This window comes from Tahibacter soli, assembly GCF_025717065.2.
GTDB lineage: Bacteria > Pseudomonadota > Gammaproteobacteria > Xanthomonadales > Rhodanobacteraceae > Tahibacter > Tahibacter soli.
Genome location: NZ_JAOVZO020000018.1, coordinates 248001 through 264995, shown reverse-complemented (window position 1 = coordinate 264995; position 16995 = coordinate 248001). Strand labels below are relative to the sequence as shown.

At 67.7% G+C, this 16995-nt stretch carries 17 protein-coding genes; 15 read left to right on the top strand and 2 right to left on the bottom strand.

All coding sequences use genetic code 11. From position 1 onward, the window contains the following. Positions 1-20 precede the first annotated feature (20 nt). From mreC to OD750_RS14630, 15 genes are all read left to right on the top strand, one after another. On the top strand, positions 21-962 hold the full coding sequence (gene mreC, locus OD750_RS14700; protein ID WP_263541436.1) for a rod shape-determining protein MreC: 942 nt from the start codon (positions 21-23) through the stop codon (positions 960-962). Further along, entirely contained in the window at positions 959-1450 is a 492-nt protein-coding gene (gene mreD / locus OD750_RS14695; RefSeq protein WP_263541435.1) for a rod shape-determining protein MreD, read from the top strand. The genes mreC and mreD overlap by 4 nt, the downstream gene beginning before the upstream one ends. Beyond that, positions 1447-3321 (top strand): penicillin-binding protein 2, encoded by a 1875-nt coding sequence (gene mrdA, locus OD750_RS14690; RefSeq protein ID WP_263541434.1) that lies wholly within the window; start codon positions 1447-1449, stop codon positions 3319-3321. Before mreD ends, mrdA begins: the two co-directional genes overlap by 4 nt. Then, positions 3318-4433, top strand: coding sequence for a rod shape-determining protein RodA (gene rodA / locus OD750_RS14685; RefSeq protein WP_263541433.1), 1116 nt, complete (start codon positions 3318-3320; stop codon positions 4431-4433). Before mrdA ends, rodA begins: the two co-directional genes overlap by 4 nt. A gap of 73 nt (positions 4434-4506) precedes the next feature. Further along, entirely contained in the window at positions 4507-4947 is a 441-nt protein-coding gene (locus OD750_RS14680) for a hypothetical protein (protein WP_263541432.1), read from the top strand. 129 nt (positions 4948-5076) lie between these two features. Further along, positions 5077-6069 (top strand): lytic murein transglycosylase B, encoded by a 993-nt coding sequence (mltB, locus tag OD750_RS14675; RefSeq protein ID WP_272841991.1) that lies wholly within the window; start codon positions 5077-5079, stop codon positions 6067-6069. Then, complete coding sequence (locus tag OD750_RS14670) at positions 6066-7025, top strand: septal ring lytic transglycosylase RlpA family protein (protein WP_263541430.1); 960 nt, start codon at positions 6066-6068, stop codon at positions 7023-7025. The genes mltB and OD750_RS14670 overlap by 4 nt, the downstream gene beginning before the upstream one ends. Before the next feature lie 94 nt (positions 7026-7119). Continuing rightward, the gene (locus OD750_RS14665; protein ID WP_263542102.1) at positions 7120-8367 is read left to right on the top strand and encodes a D-alanyl-D-alanine carboxypeptidase family protein; all 1248 of its coding nucleotides are present in this window, start codon (positions 7120-7122) and stop codon (positions 8365-8367) included. 4 nt (positions 8368-8371) lie between these two features. Next, the gene (locus tag OD750_RS14660) at positions 8372-8662 is read left to right on the top strand and encodes a YbeD family protein (protein WP_263541429.1); all 291 of its coding nucleotides are present in this window, start codon (positions 8372-8374) and stop codon (positions 8660-8662) included. After that, the gene (lipB, locus tag OD750_RS14655) at positions 8650-9372 is read left to right on the top strand and encodes a lipoyl(octanoyl) transferase LipB (protein WP_425508243.1); all 723 of its coding nucleotides are present in this window, start codon (positions 8650-8652) and stop codon (positions 9370-9372) included. Before OD750_RS14660 ends, lipB begins: the two co-directional genes overlap by 13 nt. A gap of 5 nt (positions 9373-9377) precedes the next feature. Then, on the top strand, positions 9378-10355 hold the full coding sequence (lipA, locus tag OD750_RS14650; protein ID WP_263541427.1) for a lipoyl synthase: 978 nt from the start codon (positions 9378-9380) through the stop codon (positions 10353-10355). A 32-nt stretch (positions 10356-10387) separates the two neighbouring features. After that, complete coding sequence (locus OD750_RS14645) at positions 10388-12652, top strand: carboxy terminal-processing peptidase (RefSeq protein ID WP_263541426.1); 2265 nt, start codon at positions 10388-10390, stop codon at positions 12650-12652. 78 nt (positions 12653-12730) lie between these two features. Continuing rightward, positions 12731-12925, top strand: a complete 195-nt coding sequence (locus OD750_RS14640; protein ID WP_263541425.1) for a hypothetical protein — start codon at positions 12731-12733, stop codon at positions 12923-12925. 18 nt (positions 12926-12943) lie between these two features. Continuing rightward, positions 12944-13504: a hypothetical protein gene (locus OD750_RS14635; protein WP_263541424.1), complete on the top strand. Its 561-nt coding sequence runs from the start codon at positions 12944-12946 to the stop codon at positions 13502-13504. A gap of 204 nt (positions 13505-13708) precedes the next feature. Next, positions 13709-15148 carry a transglutaminase-like domain-containing protein gene (locus OD750_RS14630; protein WP_263541423.1) on the top strand — a complete coding sequence of 480 codons (1440 nt, stop codon included), beginning with the start codon at positions 13709-13711 and terminating at the stop codon, positions 15146-15148. Between the two features lie 164 nt (positions 15149-15312). Here OD750_RS14630 and OD750_RS14625 read toward each other — a convergent pair whose 3' ends face one another. Both OD750_RS14625 and OD750_RS14620 read right to left on the bottom strand, forming a co-directional pair. After that, positions 15313-15765, bottom strand: a complete 453-nt coding sequence (locus OD750_RS14625; protein WP_263541422.1) for a hypothetical protein — start codon at positions 15763-15765, stop codon at positions 15313-15315. A gap of 76 nt (positions 15766-15841) precedes the next feature. Continuing rightward, positions 15842-16885: a LacI family DNA-binding transcriptional regulator gene (locus tag OD750_RS14620; protein WP_263541421.1), complete on the bottom strand. Its 1044-nt coding sequence runs from the start codon at positions 16883-16885 to the stop codon at positions 15842-15844. Positions 16886-16995 lie beyond the last annotated feature (110 nt).

Sequence of the window (16995 nt, the reverse complement as noted above, 5' to 3'; positions counted from 1 at the left end):
AACCGGCACCTCCCTTCCGCATGGCGATCGCCCGGAACGATTCCAGTCCCCTGTTCGCCGCCGGCGCCACGAGCACGCTGCGGCTGATCGTGTATCTCGCCGCCGGCGTCGCGCTGATGGTGGCGGACCATCGCGGGCGCTATCTCGAAACCGTACGGCAATACCTGCACCTGGCGATCGAGCCGGTCTACCGCATCGCCGCGATGCCGGCCGACGCCGCGCGCAGCCTGCGCCTCGCCGTTTCCGACCGCCAGGCGCTGACGCAGGAAAACCAGCGCCTGCGCGAGGCGTTGCTTCTGACACAGGCGCGCCTGAACCGGCTCGGCGCGGTGGCCGAGCAGAACACGCGCCTCAAAGAACTGCTCGAAGTGCAGCATTCGCTTGGCATGGGCGTGCAGCTCGCCAAGCTGATCGACGTCGTGCTCGACCCGAGCCGCCAGCGCATCATGCTCGACGCCGGCGCGAACCAGGGCATCACGGTCGGACAGGCGGTCCTCGACGCGTACGGCGTGATGGGCCAGATCTCCGAAGTGCTGCCCACCACGTCGAGCGCGATCCTCATCACCGACCGCAGCCACGCCGTGCCGGTCACGATCGAGCGCACCGGCCTGCGCACGATCGCCTACGGCAACGGCACGACCGATCAGCTCGAGGTGCCGAACATTCCGGTCAGCGCCGACGTGAAGGCCGGCGACAAGCTCGTGACGTCCGGTCTCGGCGGCGGGTTTCCGGCCGGGTTTCCGGTGGGCGTGATCGATTCGGTGTCGGCCGACGCGAGCGGCATGTTCGCCGCGGCGCTGGCGAGGCCGGCCGCCGCGCTCGAGCGCAGCGGCGACGTACTGCTGCTGAGGCCGCTTGCCGAACCGGTCGGGCCGCCGGCGCCGGCGGCGTCGGGCGGCCCGCCGGTCGATACTTCGCCGCCGCCGGTGCCCGCCGCGCCGCCCGCGGGAGGCGCGCGGTGAACCGCCAACGCGCCAATCTGTGGCTGTTCGTCGCGAGCCTCGTGCTGGCGTGCCTGCTGCAGCTGATGCCGCTGCCGGAACTGCTGCTGCCGTTCAAGCCGTACTGGCTGGGCCTCGTGGTGATCTACTGGGCGCTCGAAGAACCCGAGCGGCTGGGGCTCGGCCGCGCCTTCCTGTTCGGCCTCGTCGGCGACGTGCTGCAGGGCGATCTGCTCGGCGATCAGGCGCTGCGGCTCGCCGCGCTCGCGTTCGTCGTGCTGCGCTTCCGTTCGCGCCTGCGCTTCTTTCCGATGTGGCAGCAGGCGCTCGCCGTGCTCGCGCTGCTCGTCAACGACCGCGTCGTCAGCGTGATGGTGCGCGCGTTCTCCGGCGACCCGATGCCGACCGCGGCGTTCTGGTATGCGCCGTTCGCCGGCATGCTCGCGTGGCCGTGGGTGTTTCTGCTGATCGACGACGTGCGAGCGCGTCTGCGTACGCACGAGTCATGAGAACGCCCGCACCGCCGTCGCGCCGTCCGGCGATCAAGGACAACCCGGGCGAGGTCGCCCTGTTCCAGCGCCGCGCGATCGTGGGCTTCGCGATCATCGTGGCCTGCCTGTCGGTGCTGGCGTCGCGCTTCGTCTATCTGCAGGTGGTGCGCCACGAGGAATTCTCCACGCGCGCCGACCAGAACCGCATCAAGCTGCGGCCGATTCCGCCGGCGCGCGGCCTGATCTTCGATCGCAACGGCGTGCTGCTCGCCGACAATACCGCCGCGTTCCGGCTCGAAGTGGTGCCCGAGAAGGTCGACGATCTCGACGCGATGCTCGAGTCGCTGCGCGACGTCGTCGCGCTGACGGACGACGACGTCAAGCGATTTCGCGAACAGCGACGCGGTCGGCGCGGCTTCCAGAGCCTGCCGCTGCGCTTTCGGCTGACCGAGGACGAGGTCGCGCGTTTTTCGGTCAACCGCTGGCGCTTTCCGGGCGTCGCGGTCGTGCCGTACCTCACGCGCACGTACCCGCGCGGCGCCGAGTTCGGCCATCTCGTCGGCTACGTCGCGCGCATCGACGAGGACGACCTCGCCAAGCTCGACACGGCGCGCTACGCCGGCACGACGCACGTCGGCAAGACCGGTATCGAGCGCTACTACGAAGACCAGCTGCACGGACAGCCCGGCTACGAACGCGTCGAGGTCAACGCCGACGGGCGCGTGCTGCGCCAGCTCGACCGCCAGCCGCCCGTGCCGGGCAAGAACCTGTATCTGACGATCGACATCGGCCTGCAGGAAGCGGCCGAAGCCGTGTTCGAAGGCAAGCCGGGCGCCGCCGTCGCGATCGATCCGCGCAACGGCGAGGTGCTGGCGATGGTCAGCGTGCCGAGCTACGACCCGAACCTGTTCGTCAACGGCATCAGCCACTACGACTACCGCACGCTCACCGGTTCGCCGATGCGGCCGCTCCTGCATCGCGCGCTCGTCGGCAACTACAAGCCCGGTTCCACCGTGAAGCCGTTCATGGGCATCGCGGGTCTCGAACTCGGCGTGCGCAAGATCGACGACACGGTGTTCTCGACCGGCGAATTCCATATTCCGGGCCAGTCGCGCGGCTATCGCGACTGGCGCAAGGGCGGTCACGGCCGCGTCGACCTCGTCGAATCGCTGGCGCAGTCGGTGAACACGTATTTCTATTCGCTCGCGCTCGACATGGGCGTCGATCGCCTTGCGAGCTACATGAGCCGTTTCGGCTTCGGCAAGCCGACCGGCATCGACCTCTACGGCGAGGCGAGCGGCGTGCTGCCGTCGCGCGAATGGAAGCGCGGCATGTTCAACAAGCCGTGGTTTCCCGGCGAAACCGTGATCGCCGGCATCGGTCAGGGCTTCTGGGTCGTCACGCCGCTGCAGCTCGCCAATGCCACCGCGATCCTCGCCGCGCGCGGCGAACACCGCAAAATTCATCTGTTGAAAAGTACCCAGGCCGGTTTCGGCGCGCCGATACAGGACCTCGCGCAGCCGCCGCCCGAGCCGAGCTTCATCGTCAACATGACGAACTGGGAAGCCGTGCGGCAGGGCATGATCGCCGTGGTCAGCGGCCCGACCGGCACCGCGAACCGCGTCTTCGCCGACGCCGCGTACGTCACGGCCGGCAAGACCGGCACGGCGCAGCGCTTCTCGCGTACCGGCGACGAAGTCGACACGCGCGGCCTCGACGACGCGCAGCGCCACCAGGCGCTGTTCGTCGCGTTCGCGCCGGCGGACGAACCGCGCATCGCGCTCGCGCTGGTGATGGAATTCGGCGCGAGCGGTTCGCACGACGCGGCGCCTCTCGCCAAGCGCATCCTCGACGCCTGGCTCGCCCCGCAACCGAGCGCCGTACCATGATCGAACAAAGCTTGAGCTACGTTTCGGATCTCGCGCGCCGCCACCTGCGCAAGCCGCGGCTCGACCTGCCGCTGCTGCTGTCGCTGATTCTCGTCGGCGCGATCGGGCTCGTCACGCTCTACAGCGCCGGCGACAAGGACCCGCGCATCGTCATGAACCAGAGCGCGCGCTTTCTGCTCGGCGGCGTCATGCTGCTCGTGATTTCGCGGATTCCGCCGAGCACCCTGCGCACGTGGACGCCGTGGCTGTACGTGTTCAGCATCATGCTGCTGGTGATCGTGGAGATCTTCGGCGAGGGGCGCGGCGCCAACCGCTGGCTCGATCTGAAATTCGTGCGCTTCCAGCCGTCGGAAATCCTGAAGCTGTCGATGCCGATGATGGTCGCGTGGTACCTGCATTCGCAGCGCCTGCCGCCGAGCTGGAAGGACCTGTTCGTCGTCGCCGTGCTGATCGCGATCCCGGCCGGCCTCATCGCCGAACAGCCCGACCTCGGCACCGCGATTCTCGTCGCGGGTTCGGGCTGCTTCGCGCTGTTCCTGTCGGGCCTGTCGTGGTGGCGCATCGGCGGCATTTTCGCGGTCGTCGCCGGCGCCGCGCCGGTCGCATGGCACTTCCTGCACGAATACCAGCGCAACCGCGTGCGCATGTTCATGGACCCGGAATCCGATCCGCTCGGCAACGGCTGGCACATCATCCAGTCGGAAATCGCGGTCGGCGCCGGCGGCGTGTTCGGCAAGGGCTGGCATCACGGCAGCCAGTCGCGCCTGGAATTCCTGCCCGAGCACACGACCGACTTCGTGTTCGCGGTATTCAGCGAAGAATTCGGCCTCGTCGGCGTGCTCGCGCTGATCGCCCTCTACATCTTCATCATCGGCCGCAGCCTGTGGATCGCCGCGAACGCGAAGGACACGTACTCGCGCCTCCTCGCCGGCGCCATCGGCATGTCGTTCTTCGTCTACGTGATGGTCAACGGCGGCATGATCACCGGCCTCATGCCGGTCGTCGGCGTGCCCTTGCCGCTCGTGAGCTACGGCGGCACGTCGATCGTGAGCCTCCTGACCGGCTTCGGCGTGCTGATGTCGATTCACGCGCACCGGAATCTGGTGCGGTAGGCCGCCGCCGCGACCTCAGCAACGGCGACGCGCGAACGCGCTACCATGGCCTGGTTTCCGACGAGGCGCCGCGATGGCCAACGCGCGTACACGCTACGACACGATCAGCGAGTTCCTGCAGCGCGAGCACGAGGCCGCCGCGGTGAGCCTGTACGGCAAGCCCGCGGTGCAGCTCGGCGCGACGCCGTTTCTGTTCTACGCGACGAACGGCATGGCGTTTCGTCTGCAGGGCCGCGTCCGCGAGCACGCGCTCGCGCTGCCGGGTGCCGGCACCTGGGCGCCGATCGGACAGATCGCCGACAAAAGCCCGTGGGTGCTCGTGCCGGCGTCGCAGTTTCTGCGCTGGGACCGGCTCGCGATCGAAGCGCTGCGCTACGCGCAGGACGGCGACCTGCGCCGGCCGCAGGCCCAGCCGTCGAACGGTCCGCCGCCCGAGCCGCCGGCCTCGGCGCGCTGGCGCGACAACATCAAGGCGCTGATGGAAAAAGCCGCCGCATTTCGGCTGACGCGCTGAGCGATCGACCCGCATAAAGCGTGAACGGGGGCCGAATCCGACGGCTATGTCGGCGATCGAGCGTGTTAGGCTACCGCCCGATTGATTCCCCTGTACGGTGCCACGCTCTCGATGCCCGCGCTTTCTCGTGTGTTCGGTCTCTTGGCGAGCCTTGCGCTCGTGCCGGGCTTGTCTTCCGCCGCCGATACCCCGTCGACCGCCGACGCCGAAAAGGCGTTCGCCGACGAGCTCGCGCGCGAGAACGGCCTCGATGCGCAAGCCGTGCTCGACACGCTTGCGACGGCGCAGTTCCAGCAGAGCATCGTCGATGCGATGACGAAGCCGGCCGAAGCCAAGCCGTGGAAAACCTACCGGCCGATCTTCATCACCGACAAGCGCCGCGACGAGGGCATCGCGTTCTGGCGCGACAACCGCGAATTGATAGAACGCGCGGCGAAGGAATTCCAGGTCGCGCCGGAAATCATCGTCGCGATCATCGGCGTGGAAACGAGCTACGGCAAGATCACCGGCAAATACCGCGTGCTCGACGCGCTGTACACGCTCGCGTTCCATTATCCACCTCGGGAAAAATACTTTCGCGGCGAACTCAAGCAGCTGTTCCTGCTGCAGGACAAGCATCTGGCGTATCCGATCGGCGAGCTGAAAGGCTCGTACGCGGGCGCGATGGGCTGGGGCCAGTTCATGCCGACCTCGATCGCGAAGTTCGCGGTCGACTACGACGGCGACGGCCGCATCGACCTGTGGAATTCGACGCCCGACGTCGTCGCGAGCGTCGCGAACTATTTTCGCGGCTACGGCTGGGAGGAGGGCGGCAGCATCGCCACGCGCGCGCAGCCGGCCCAGGATCGCCGCGCGATCGCGCCGGGCAGCGTCGAGCCGATCTACCCCGTCGAACAACTCGTGTCGTGGGGCTACGCGCCGCTCGTGCACCTCGATCCGCAGCGTCCGGCGAACCTCGTGACGCTCGAAGCCGAACTCGGTCCCGAGTATTGGATTACGTTCCAGAATTTCTACGTCATCACGCGCTACAACAAGAGCTCGCTGTACGCGATGGCGGTGATGCAGCTTTCCGAGGCGATCGCCGCGGGCGTCGCCGAACCGGCCGCGGAGCCCGCTCCGTGAAAGCGCGGTTCGTGTGCCTCGTCGCCTTCGCGCTCGTCGCGACCGGCTGCGGCGGCGCGCGCACCAAGCGCGGATCGGCGCCGCCGCCCGCGTCGCAGGCGTCCGCGCCGGCTGCCCGCAACGCGCCAGAAACCAGCCTCTCCCAGGCCGAACGCTACCGGCAAAGTCACGACGGCGAACCTTCCGAGAAGATCGACGTGTCGACGATACCCGAGCCCGTGCCGGTTCCCGAGCCGCTGTCGCGCTACGGCAACCGTTCGCCGTACACCGTGCTCGGCCAGAGCTACCAGGTGCTCGCCTCGTCGCGCGGCTACGCCGAGCGCGGCATTTCCTCGTGGTACGGCAACAAGTTTCACGGCTACATGACGTCGAGCTTCGAGCCGTACGACATGTACAAATTCACCGCTGCGCACAAGAGCCTGCCGCTGCCGAGCTGGGCGCGCGTGACGAACCTCGAAAACGGCAAGAGCGTGGTGGTGCGCGTGAACGACCGCGGCCCGTTCCACGACAACCGCCTGATCGACCTGTCGTACGCCGCCGCCGTGAAGATCGGCGTGTGGCCCAAGGGCACCGGCCTCGTCGAGGTGCGCGCGCTGCAGCCCGGCGAAGCCGAGCCCGAGCGCCCGCCCGTGACGGTCGCGTCGGCGCCGCGCGCGCCGCGGCCCGCTGCGGGCGCGAAAATGCCGCCGCCGGCGCCGCAGCCCGCCGCCGACGGTGCGTCGCCGCGCATCTATCTGCAGGTCGGCGCGTTCGGCGAAGCCGCCAACGCCGAGCGCGCGGCCAATGCCGTCGCCAAGGCGGGACTCGGCGACGTGCGCGTCGTCGAGGCCGAAGTGAACGGTCGCAGCGTGCGGCGCGTGCGCATCGGCCCGCTGCGCGATGCCGACGAAGCCGACCGTCTGACCGACCAAATCCGCCGTCTCGGCCTGGGCGAAGCCCGGGTCGCGATCGATTGACCATGCACCGCCACGACCGCCGGCGCGTATCGCGGCGAGAACAGAACAACATCCGCACGGCCGGACGCCGCGCACAACCCTGAGTCCCTTGATGATGTCGCCCATTCGCAATCTGCTTGCCGCTCTCGTCCTCACCGCCTGCGCCGGCCACGCCGCCGCGCAGACCCCGGCACCGTCGCCCGCGCCGGCGAAACCCGTCGCCGCGCCGATCAATGTGCCGGTGCCGCCGCCGCCGACGCTCGACGCGAAATCGTGGGTGCTGATGGACTACGAAACCGGGCAGATCCTCGCGTCGCTCAATCCCGACGAGCGCGTCGAACCGGCGTCGATCACGAAGATCATGACGTCGTATGTCGTCTCGGCGGAGCTCGCCGGCGGCAAGGTCAAGCCCGACGACGACGTGTTCATCAGCGAAAACGCGTGGCGCGGCGGCGGCGCCGGCACCGACGGCTCGACGAGCTTTCTCGCGCTCAACTCGAAGGTGAAGCTGCACGACCTGCTGATGGGCATGATCGTGCAGTCCGGCAACGACGCGGCCATCGCGCTGGCCGAGCACATCGCCGGCTCCGAGGCGACTTTCGCCGAACTCATGAACCAGTACGCCCAGCGCGTGGGCCTGAAGGACACGCATTTCGCGAACGCGAGCGGCCTGTCGGCGCCCGACCACTACACGACCGCGCACGACATCGCGACCCTGTCGCGCGCGCTGATCCGCGACTACCCCGAGGACTACAAGATCTACGCGATCAAGGAGTTCGAGTGGAACGGCATCAAGCAGCACAACCGCAATTCGCTCTTGTGGCGCGACGGCAGCGTCGACGGCATCAAGACCGGCCACCACTCGGCCGCCGGCTTCTGCCTCGCCGCGTCCGCCAAGCGCGGCGACGAGCGCCTGATCACGGTCGTCATGGGCACCAAGGGCGAGAAGGCGCGTGCCGACATGACGCAGGAGCTCATGAACTACGGCTTCCGCTTCTACGAGACGCACAAGCTGTACCAGGCCGGCCAGCCGATCGCGGAGCCGACCTTGTGGAAGGGCGAGGGCAGCACCATAAAGCTCGGCGTCGCGCAGGATCTGCTGGTCACCGTGCAGCGCGGGCGCTATGGTGACCTCAAGGCCAGCATGGACGTGCCGGGACGCTTCGTCGCCCCGTTCACGAAGGGCCAGGCGGTCGGCACGATCAAGATCAGCCTCGACGGCAAGCCGATCGCCGAGCGGCCGGTCATCGTGATGGACGAAGCGCCGGAAGGCGGCTTCTTCCGCCGCCTCGGCGACGGCATCATGCTGTGGTTCAAGAGCGACGAGGCGATACAGCCGTCGACGCAACCGAATACGAAGTGACGCAATGCGCAATCTCGACGACATCCAACCCGAATCGCCGCAACAGGGCTTCCAGTTTCCCGGCGTGTTCGAGATCACCGCGGTAGGCAATACCGCGGCCGACCTCGGCCGACTGGTGCCGGAAATACTCGAGGAACTCGGCCTGTCGGTGCTCGCCGGCAGCGCGCGGGCGCGGCCGTCGAGCGGCGGCAACTACGTGTCCGTGTCGGTCAGCTTCACCTGCCCGTCGCGCGAGAAATACGACGCCGCGCACGCGGCGCTGCGCGCGAACCCGTATATTCGCTGGACGCTGTAGCGAAAGGAACCGACCGCGCGACCGTGGAAACCGCCGCTCTCCCCGTTCTGGTCCGCCGGTTTCCCGGTGTGCTCCCCTACGAGCCGGTCTGGCGCGCGATGCAGGCGTTCACCGACGCGCGCACCGAGGCGACCGCCGACGAATTCTGGTCGCTGCAGCACGAGCCGGTGTTCACGCTCGGGCAGGCCGGCAAGCGCGAGCACGTGCTCGCGCCGGGCGACATCCCGGTCGTTCCGGTCGATCGCGGGGGCCAGGTGACGTATCACGGCCCCGGCCAGATCGTCGTCTATCCGCTCGTCGACCTGCGCCGCGCCGGCCTCGGCGTGCGCGAGCTCGTGCACCGCATCGAGCAGGCCATCATCGACACGCTCGACCACTGGAACATCGTAGCGGCCCGCCGCGACGGCGCACCCGGCGTGTACGTCGGCGCGGCGAAGGTGGCCGCGCTCGGTTTGCGCATCCGGCGCGGCGCGTCGTTCCACGGCCTCGCGTTCAACGCCGCGATGGATCTGGAACCGTTCCACCGCATCAATCCTTGCGGTTATGAGGGTCTGGCGGTAACCCAGGTGCTAGACTTGGGCGGCCCGTCGAGCCCGGCGGCGCTCGAATCCGTGCTGATCGACCATCTGTGCGCTCAGCTCGGTCTGCGTGCGCAACCGGCCGATCCCGTACTCCCGGCGCTCGCCCCGCGCGTTGCCGCCCCCGCGTGAAATCCATGGAAACGACCAAGTCCATTCCCATCATCGTCGTCGGCGAAAAGCAGCTCGGCGAAGACAAGATCGCGCGCAACCGCGCCGTATTCGACGCCGCGCCGCGCCTGAAGAAACCCGACTGGATCCGCGTGCGCATTCCGCCCGGCAACGCGGTGGCCAAGCTCAAGGCGAAGCTGCGCGAAAACCGGCTCGTCACGGTCTGCGAAGAAGCTTCGTGCCCGAACATCCACGAGTGCTTCGGCAAGGGCACCGCGACCTTCATGATCCTCGGCGAAGTCTGCACGCGCCGCTGCTCGTTCTGCGACGTCGCGCACGGCCGGCCCAAGCCGCCCGATCCGCACGAGCCCAAGCACCTCGCCGACACGATCGCCGACATGAGTCTTCGCTATGTAGTGATCACGTCGGTCGACCGCGACGACCTGCGCGACGGCGGCGCCCAGCACTTCGCCGACTGCATCACGGCGGTGCGCGCGCAGAGCCCGAACATCCAGATCGAGATCCTCACGCCCGACTTCCGCGGCAAGGGCCGCATGGAGCGCGCGCTGGAAATTCTCAAAGCGGCGCCGCCGGACGTGTTCAACCACAACCTCGAAACCGTCCGCGAGCTGTATCGCGAAGTGCGGCCCGGCGCCGACTACGACTGGTCGCTGGACCTCCTGAAGCGCTTCAAGGCGCAGCATCCGGAGGTGCCGACGAAGTCCGGCATCATGCTGGGGCTGGGCGAAACCTACGAACAGGTCGAAGGCGCATTGAACGATTTGCGCGCGCACGATGTCGACATGGTCACGATCGGTCAGTACCTGCAACCCACCGCGCACCATCATCCGGTAATTCGTTACTGGACGCCCGACGAGTTCAAATCGCTGGAAGAGCTCGGTTACCGGCTCGGTTTCCAGCACGTCGCGTCGGGACCGATGGTCCGTTCGTCCTATCATGCGGACGAAATGGCACACGCGGCGGGCGTGATGCAGGTAGCCTGAGCCCAAGCAGCAACAGTTTTGCGGAGAACGTCATGCGGAAAACGCTACTCATCCTCGCTCTGATCGCCGCCGGCGCCGTTGGCGCGAAGCCGGCAGGTACGGTCGCGGGCGGCCCGCTGCTCAAGCCCGGCGAGGATCAGGCCGAAGCCGCCATCTGGGCGTCGCGCTTCCTGACGCGCTTCCACTACAAGGCCGTGCCGCTCGACGACGCGATGTCGGTCCGCATGTTCGACGGCTATTTCAAGTCGCTCGACCCCGACAAGCTGTTCTTCGTCAAAACCGATGTCGACAAGTTCGTCGCCGCGCGCGAACAGCTCGACGACGCGATCTACAACCGCGACCTGACGATGCCCTACGCGGTGTTCAACCTGTACCTGCAGCGCGTCGCCGAACGCACCGCGTATTCGCGCAAGCTGCTGCAGGCGCCGGTCGATCTCACCACGCAGGAAACCTACGCGTTCGACCGCGAAAAGGCGCAGTGGGCGAAAGACACCGCCGAGCTCGACGACCTGTGGCGCAAGCGCGTCAAGAACGACGTGCTGCGCCTGAAGCTCGCCGGCAAGAAGGACGACGACATCAGGAAGACGCTCGACAAGCGCTACGCCGGCTTCGAGGATCGCGTCGCGCAGATCAACAGCGAAGACGTGTTCCAGACGTTCATGAACGCGTACGCGACCGCGATCGAGCCGCATACGAACTACCTCGGCCCGCGCGCGAGCGAAAACTTCGACATCGCGATGAAGCTGTCGCTCGAGGGCATCGGCGCGGTGCTGCAGCGCGAAGACGAATACACGGCGATCCGCGAGATCGTGCCGGGCGGTCCGGCGGCGCTGTCCGGCAAGCTCAAGGTCGGCGACAAGATCGTCGGCGTGGGCCAGGGCGAAGGCGGCCAAGTCGTCGACGTCATCGGCTGGCGTCTGGACGACGTCGTCGACAAGATCCGCGGCCAGAAAGATACGACGGTACGACTGGAAGTGTTGCCTTCCGACGCGGGTCTCGACGCCAAGCCCGTGCAGCTCTCGCTCGTGCGCAAGAAGGTGAGCATCGAGGAGCAGGCGGCGAAGAAGCAGGTGATCGAGGTCAAGGACGGGCAAGCCGTGCGCCGCGTCGGCGTGATCCAGCTGCCGACGTTCTACCAGGACTTCGATGCGCGCCGCCGCGGCGACCGCGACTACAAGAGCGCCACGCGCGACGTCGCGCGGCTCCTGGGCGAGCTCAAGCAGGACAAGGTCGACGGCGTGCTGATCGACCTGCGCAACAACGGCGGCGGTTCGCTGACCGAGGCGACCGAACTCACCGGCCTCTTCATCGACCAGGGCCCGGTCGTGCAGGTGCGCAACGCGCAGGGCCGCGTCGAATCCGAACAGGACGGCAACGCCGGCATGTCGTGGGACGGCCCGCTCGCCGTGCTCGTCAACCGCGGCTCGGCGTCGGCGTCGGAAATCTTCGCCGCGGCGATCCAGGACTACGGCCGCGGCCTGATCATCGGCGAGCCGACGTTCGGCAAGGGCACGGTGCAGAACCTCGTCGATCTCGATCAGGTCGCGCAGAACGAGAAGCCGAAATACGGCGAACTCAAGATGACGATCGCGCAGTTCTTCCGCATCAACGGCGGCACGACGCAGCTGCGCGGCGTGGCGCCCGATCTTGCGTTCCCCGACAGCGGCGACGCCAAGGAATTCGGCGAATCGAGCTACGAGAACGCGCTGCCGTGGAGTTCGATCACGCCGGCGAAATACAGCGCCGTGGCCGATCTCAAGCCGCTCGTACCGATGCTGGCGTCGCGCCACGACGCGCGCGTGGCGAAGTCGAAGGAATGGCAGTACCTCACCGAAGACCTCGCCGAGATCAAGCGTCTGCGCGACGAGAAAACCGTCTCGCTGAACGAGGACGTGCGGCGCAAGGAACGCGACGACCAGGAGGCGCGGAAGAAGGCGCGCGACGCGGACAAGCAGAAGCTCGCGGCTGACGCCGGGAACGAAGCGGTACAGGGCAACGAAGCGGCCAAGGCGATCGAAGCGACGAAGGGCGCCGGCGCGGGCAAGAGCAAGGTGGAACGCGAAGTCGAGTCCGCCTCCGCCACCAGCGACGCGGTCGCCGCGACCGACGACGGCCTGCAGGCCGACGAGCGCAGCATCAAGGCGCAGGTCGAGCGCGAAAAGAAGGCGAAGGACCAGAAGGACATCCTGCTCGACGAAGCCGCGCACATCCTCGCCGACGAAGTGGGCCTGATCCGCGCCGACACGAAGCTCGCGCAGCAGGTGCTGCCGCACGCGGGCAAGCTCGGGGTCGACTGAATGTTCTTGGGCTTGCGAGTATGGAAATTTTTCGCGACGCTCGGTCGTACTCGACCGACTGTCGCGAAGGAACTCGCCATGCGCCGCGCCACGCTCAAGGAACTGATCACCGTCGACGTCATCCGCGAAGCGAATGCGCGCCTGATCGCGGGCATTCCTCCGAACAATCTGTACACGCAGCTGACCGGCCGCCGCTTTCACCTGACGAGCGAAGAAATCGCGCGGGCCGGCGTGATCGCGATGCGCTCGCTGTCAAGATCGCGCAGCAAGTAGCCGACGCCAAATCCGGTGATGGACGCGCAGCGCGCGATCCAGGCTTCCGGCGGTCCGGTCGCGCACCGGACGTATGCCACGTTCGTGCAGGACAAGGACGACATGGTCGGCCACGTCGCGTATGCGCTGTACAAACGCGACAAATTGAACTTCTGCGTATCGATGCGCGAGCGCCATGACCGCGAGACGACGCCGAGCGAACTCGATGCGTTCATCCACGCGGCGAACCTGCCGACGCGCATTGACGCGTATCGCGTCGAAGCCGAGAGCGCGCTTGAGACCCTGTGCGAGACTTCGCTCGGCGTCACGCTGCAACAGGCGCGAGCGGCAATGGACGCCGAACTCGTCCGCCAGCTCAAGGAAGCGAAATCGTGGTGGCGCGCGGTCGGCGAAAACCTCGTCGCGAACCTGCTGGCGATCGCCGTCACCACGCTGCTCGTCGTTCTCGTCTACGTCTCGCGCTATGGCGGCATGAAACTCCTGGCCGACACGTTCGGCTACTGGTGGCCTGCAACAGACAAATCGAAAGTAGCTCGCTCGTCCTGGCCGCGCAGGACTTGCTGCTCACTCAGCCAATAGCTTGTGCTATTGGCTTCGCTCCGCAGCGGCGTCCTCCACGACCAGTCCTTCGCGATCCCTCTTCCGATTCGTCTGTTGCAGGCCACGAAATCCGCGAAAAACCGGCCGCGATCGAGCCGCAGAACGCCACACGCTGACGCCCCGCTAACCCGTTTCCCGCGCCCGCGCGTTGCAGACGTCATCGTCGATCGAAAGGGGCGTCCGATGCTCGCGCGTTATTGCGGTGGGTTGCTGTTCTTGTGCGCGGCGTCGGCTTCGGCCGAACCGCAATGGTTCGCGGTGTTGATCGACGGCGACAAGGCCGGCCATGCGCAGATGCGGCGCGACATCGCCGACGGCCGCACGATCGACACGACGCGCGTCGAAATCGAATTGCAGGGCGCCGACCGCGCGAATCGCCTCGTGCTGGAACAGCGCTTCGAATCGGGCGTCGACGGCGCGCCGCTCGCCTACGCGTTCGCGCTGCGCACGCACGACGTGACGCGCGGCAAGACCGCGACCGTCGATGGCGGCGCAATCGCGCTCGACATCGACGAGCAGGGCATCGTGCGCCGCGAGCGTGTCGCGCTGCCGTCCGGCGTGACCTGGCCGCTGGCCGAAGCCGCGCTGCTCCACGACGCGATCGCGCAGCCGGGACGCACGCTGGCGCTGACCGGCTTCGACACGAACGACGACGCGGCCGTCCCGGTCGAATTGCGCATCGGCGAGCGGCGCGCGATCGATGTCGGCGGGGTCGGCGTCGTCGCGACGCAAGTCGTGCGCACGACGCGCAAGGGCGACAAAGTCTCCACGACGACGAGCTGGCTCGACGACGGTCTGCGGCCGCTGCGTGTGGAGATGCGCGTCGCCGGCGTCGCGCTCGATCTCGTTGCCGCCACGCGCGATGTCGCTCTCGCGCCGAACCGCTCGGTCGACTTCATCAAGCGCCTGTTCGTGCGCTCGCCGTACCGAATACCGCCGTCCGCGCAGTCGCAGCGCATCCGCTATGTGCTCGCGCATACCGACGGCGCGTTCGACGTGCCGTCGACCGGCGAGCAGCGTGTACGCGCGAACGGCGACACGGTGTCGATCGACATTTGCGCGACCTGCGGCGACGAGCCGCGCATCGACGTCGCGCCGACCGAAACGCGCGCGCCGAACGCGCGCATCGAGAGCGATGCGCGGGAATTCGCCGACGCGGTGCGCACGGTCGGCGCGGTCGCCGATCCGCGCAGGCACATGCTCGCACTGGAGGACTACGCGCGCCGGCATCTCGTCGGCATCAACGGCTTTCTCGGCGCGGGCTCGGCACTTGCGACCGCGCGCAGCGGCCAGGGCGACTGCGTCGCCTATGCGCTGTATCTCGCCGCACTCGGCCGCGCGGCCGGCATTCCGACGCGCGTCGCCGGCGGCATGGTCTACAGCCAGCGTTATGCCGGCCGCGGCGACGTGTTCGTGCCGCATGCGTGGACGCAGGCGCTGATCGGCGGTCGTTGGGTCAGCTTCGACGCGGCGACCGCGGGATTCGACGCGACGCACGTCGCGCTGGTCGTCGGGCAGGGCGATCGCGCCGCGTTCGCGGCGGCGATGGGACGTCTTGCGAAACTGCAGATTCGTTCAATTGCGCAAGTCGCCCAGCGCGCAAGTAGTGTCCTGTCCGATTAGTTCGCATGAATTCTCGCGGCGTCTTTGGCCGCGACTCGTCGTTGCGCCTCCTCGCCGTACTACCAGTACGACTCGTCGGCGCGCCTAGATTCGCGGCCAAATCCGCGCGCGAGATCTTCAAGCAACTAACCGGACAGGACACCCGCCGCGCGCTGAGCCACGCGTTACGGCGATCCGGCGTCGTCGACGACCACCGGCAGTTCCGGCGGTGCGTCGGCGTCGTCGACCTTCTCGGCTTTCGCCGGATCGATGACCGCCCCGACCATCAGGATCGGTTCGAGCAGCGTGTCGCCCTTGTCGCCGTCGACCGCGCCGGCGATCGCCGATGCGATCGGCATCGGCGGCAGCGTCGCTTCGGCCGATGCGACGCCGGCGAACGTGCCGACGGCGGCGGCCATCAGCCACGTCGCGACGGCCGGCGGCACGCGGCGCTTCACGCTGTAGGCGACGCAGACCGAGCCGTCGCCGCGCGCGAGAAACGCCGCGCGCTCGGTGTCGCTCATCGCGTTCAAGTTGTGCACACGCTTGCCGCACGGCGCGCAGTCGGCGCCGCCGGCGTCGGGCAGCGCGTTCCAGGTCAGCGGGCAGGGTCGGTCGATACGCGGAAATGTCGCCACGGCTTTCTCCTTCGTTGTTGAGGGGACTTGCCGTGGTTCAATACGTTGCCGGCCCGCGCGCGGGGTTGATCGACGATCAGTTTCCGGCGCGCACCGGCCCGGTCGATCCGCGAATCACGAGCTGCGGACTGAAGCCCTTGTTCGACACGACCGTGCGCCGGTCGGCGTCGTCGTCCTCGTCGAGCGTGGAGATGAGCAGTTGCGTCGCGTGGCGGGCGATTTCTTCGGTCGCCTGCTTGGCCGTCGTGAGCGTCGGCCACGACTGCTTGGAGAACGGGCTGTCTTCGAAGCCCGCGATCGAGAGGTCGTACGGCACCTCCAGGCCCGACGACTTCGCCGCGGCGAGCACGCCTGCGGCGATCTCGTCGTTCGAGCCGAAGATCGCGGTCGGACGCTCTTTCAGCGCGAACAGGCGCCGCGCCCCGCGGAAACCGTCGTCGAAGCTGTAGTCGCCGTGGATGATCAGTTTCTTGTCGAGCGCGATGCCGTAGTCCTTGAGCGCGCTTTCGTAGCCGCGAAAACGCTCCGGACTCGACCGGTGCGCCTCGCCGCCCCAGAGGAAGCCGATGCGCTGGTGGCCGAGCTGGATCAGGTGCTTGGTGATGTCGTACGCCGCGTCGCGGTCGTCGACGAACACGCACGGGTAGCCGTCCTTCGGGTCTTCGGCCGCCGAGATGATGCGCACGAAGCGGATGCCCTGGTCGGTCAGGTGCCGGATCAGCTCCATGCGTTCGGACATCGGCGGCGCGAGCACGAGCCCGGCCAGCCGCGAGTGACGCGCGAGCTGCACCAGTTCCTCGGCGAGGTTCGGCGAATTCGAATTGCACGGGTGGATCTGCAGGCCGTAGCCGCTCTCGCGGCACACCGACAGCACGCCGCTCTGCACCGCGATCACGTAGTACGGGTTCGGGTTGTCGTAGACGAGGCCGAGCGCGTACGACCGCGCGCTGCGCAGGCTGCGCGCGGACAGGTCCGGCTGATAGCCGAGTTCGGCGATCGCACGCAGCACCTTGTTGCGGGTGCCCTCGCGCACGGTCGTTTCGTTGTTGATGACGCGGGAGACGGTTTTCAGCGAAACCTGTGAACGTTCGGCGACGTCTTTGATCGTCGGACTGCGCATCCTTCAAACCTTGCGAAGGCGGATTCTTGGCGCCGGAGCGTCGTCCGGCGCGGGCATTGTGAAGCCAAAACGGGCGCGCGGCCAGCGCCGGCGCCCGACTTGCGCGGCAT

Excerpts from the sequence above, each read along its gene's own strand:
- mrdA (WP_263541434.1), top strand. The coding sequence starts at position 1,447 with ATGAGAACGCCCGCACCGCCGTCGCGCCGTCCGGCGATCAAGGACAAC.
- OD750_RS14640 (WP_263541425.1), top strand. The coding sequence starts at position 12,731 with ATGCGCCGCGCCACGCTCAAGGAACTGATCACCGTCGACGTCATCCGC.
- OD750_RS14630 (WP_263541423.1), top strand. The coding sequence starts at position 13,709 with ATGCTCGCGCGTTATTGCGGTGGGTTGCTGTTCTTGTGCGCGGCGTCG.
- OD750_RS14645 (WP_263541426.1), top strand. The coding sequence starts at position 10,388 with ATGCGGAAAACGCTACTCATCCTCGCTCTGATCGCCGCCGGCGCCGTT.
- rodA (WP_263541433.1), top strand. The coding sequence starts at position 3,318 with ATGATCGAACAAAGCTTGAGCTACGTTTCGGATCTCGCGCGCCGCCAC.
- OD750_RS14635 (WP_263541424.1), top strand. The coding sequence starts at position 12,944 with ATGGACGCGCAGCGCGCGATCCAGGCTTCCGGCGGTCCGGTCGCGCAC.
- OD750_RS14660 (WP_263541429.1), top strand. The coding sequence starts at position 8,372 with ATGCGCAATCTCGACGACATCCAACCCGAATCGCCGCAACAGGGCTTC.
- mreC (WP_263541436.1), top strand. The coding sequence starts at position 21 with ATGGCGATCGCCCGGAACGATTCCAGTCCCCTGTTCGCCGCCGGCGCC.
- OD750_RS14665 (WP_263542102.1), top strand. The coding sequence starts at position 7,120 with ATGTCGCCCATTCGCAATCTGCTTGCCGCTCTCGTCCTCACCGCCTGC.
- OD750_RS14680 (WP_263541432.1), top strand. The coding sequence starts at position 4,507 with ATGGCCAACGCGCGTACACGCTACGACACGATCAGCGAGTTCCTGCAG.
- OD750_RS14620 (WP_263541421.1), bottom strand. The coding sequence starts at position 16,885 with ATGCGCAGTCCGACGATCAAAGACGTCGCCGAACGTTCACAGGTTTCG.
- lipA (WP_263541427.1), top strand. The coding sequence starts at position 9,378 with ATGGAAACGACCAAGTCCATTCCCATCATCGTCGTCGGCGAAAAGCAG.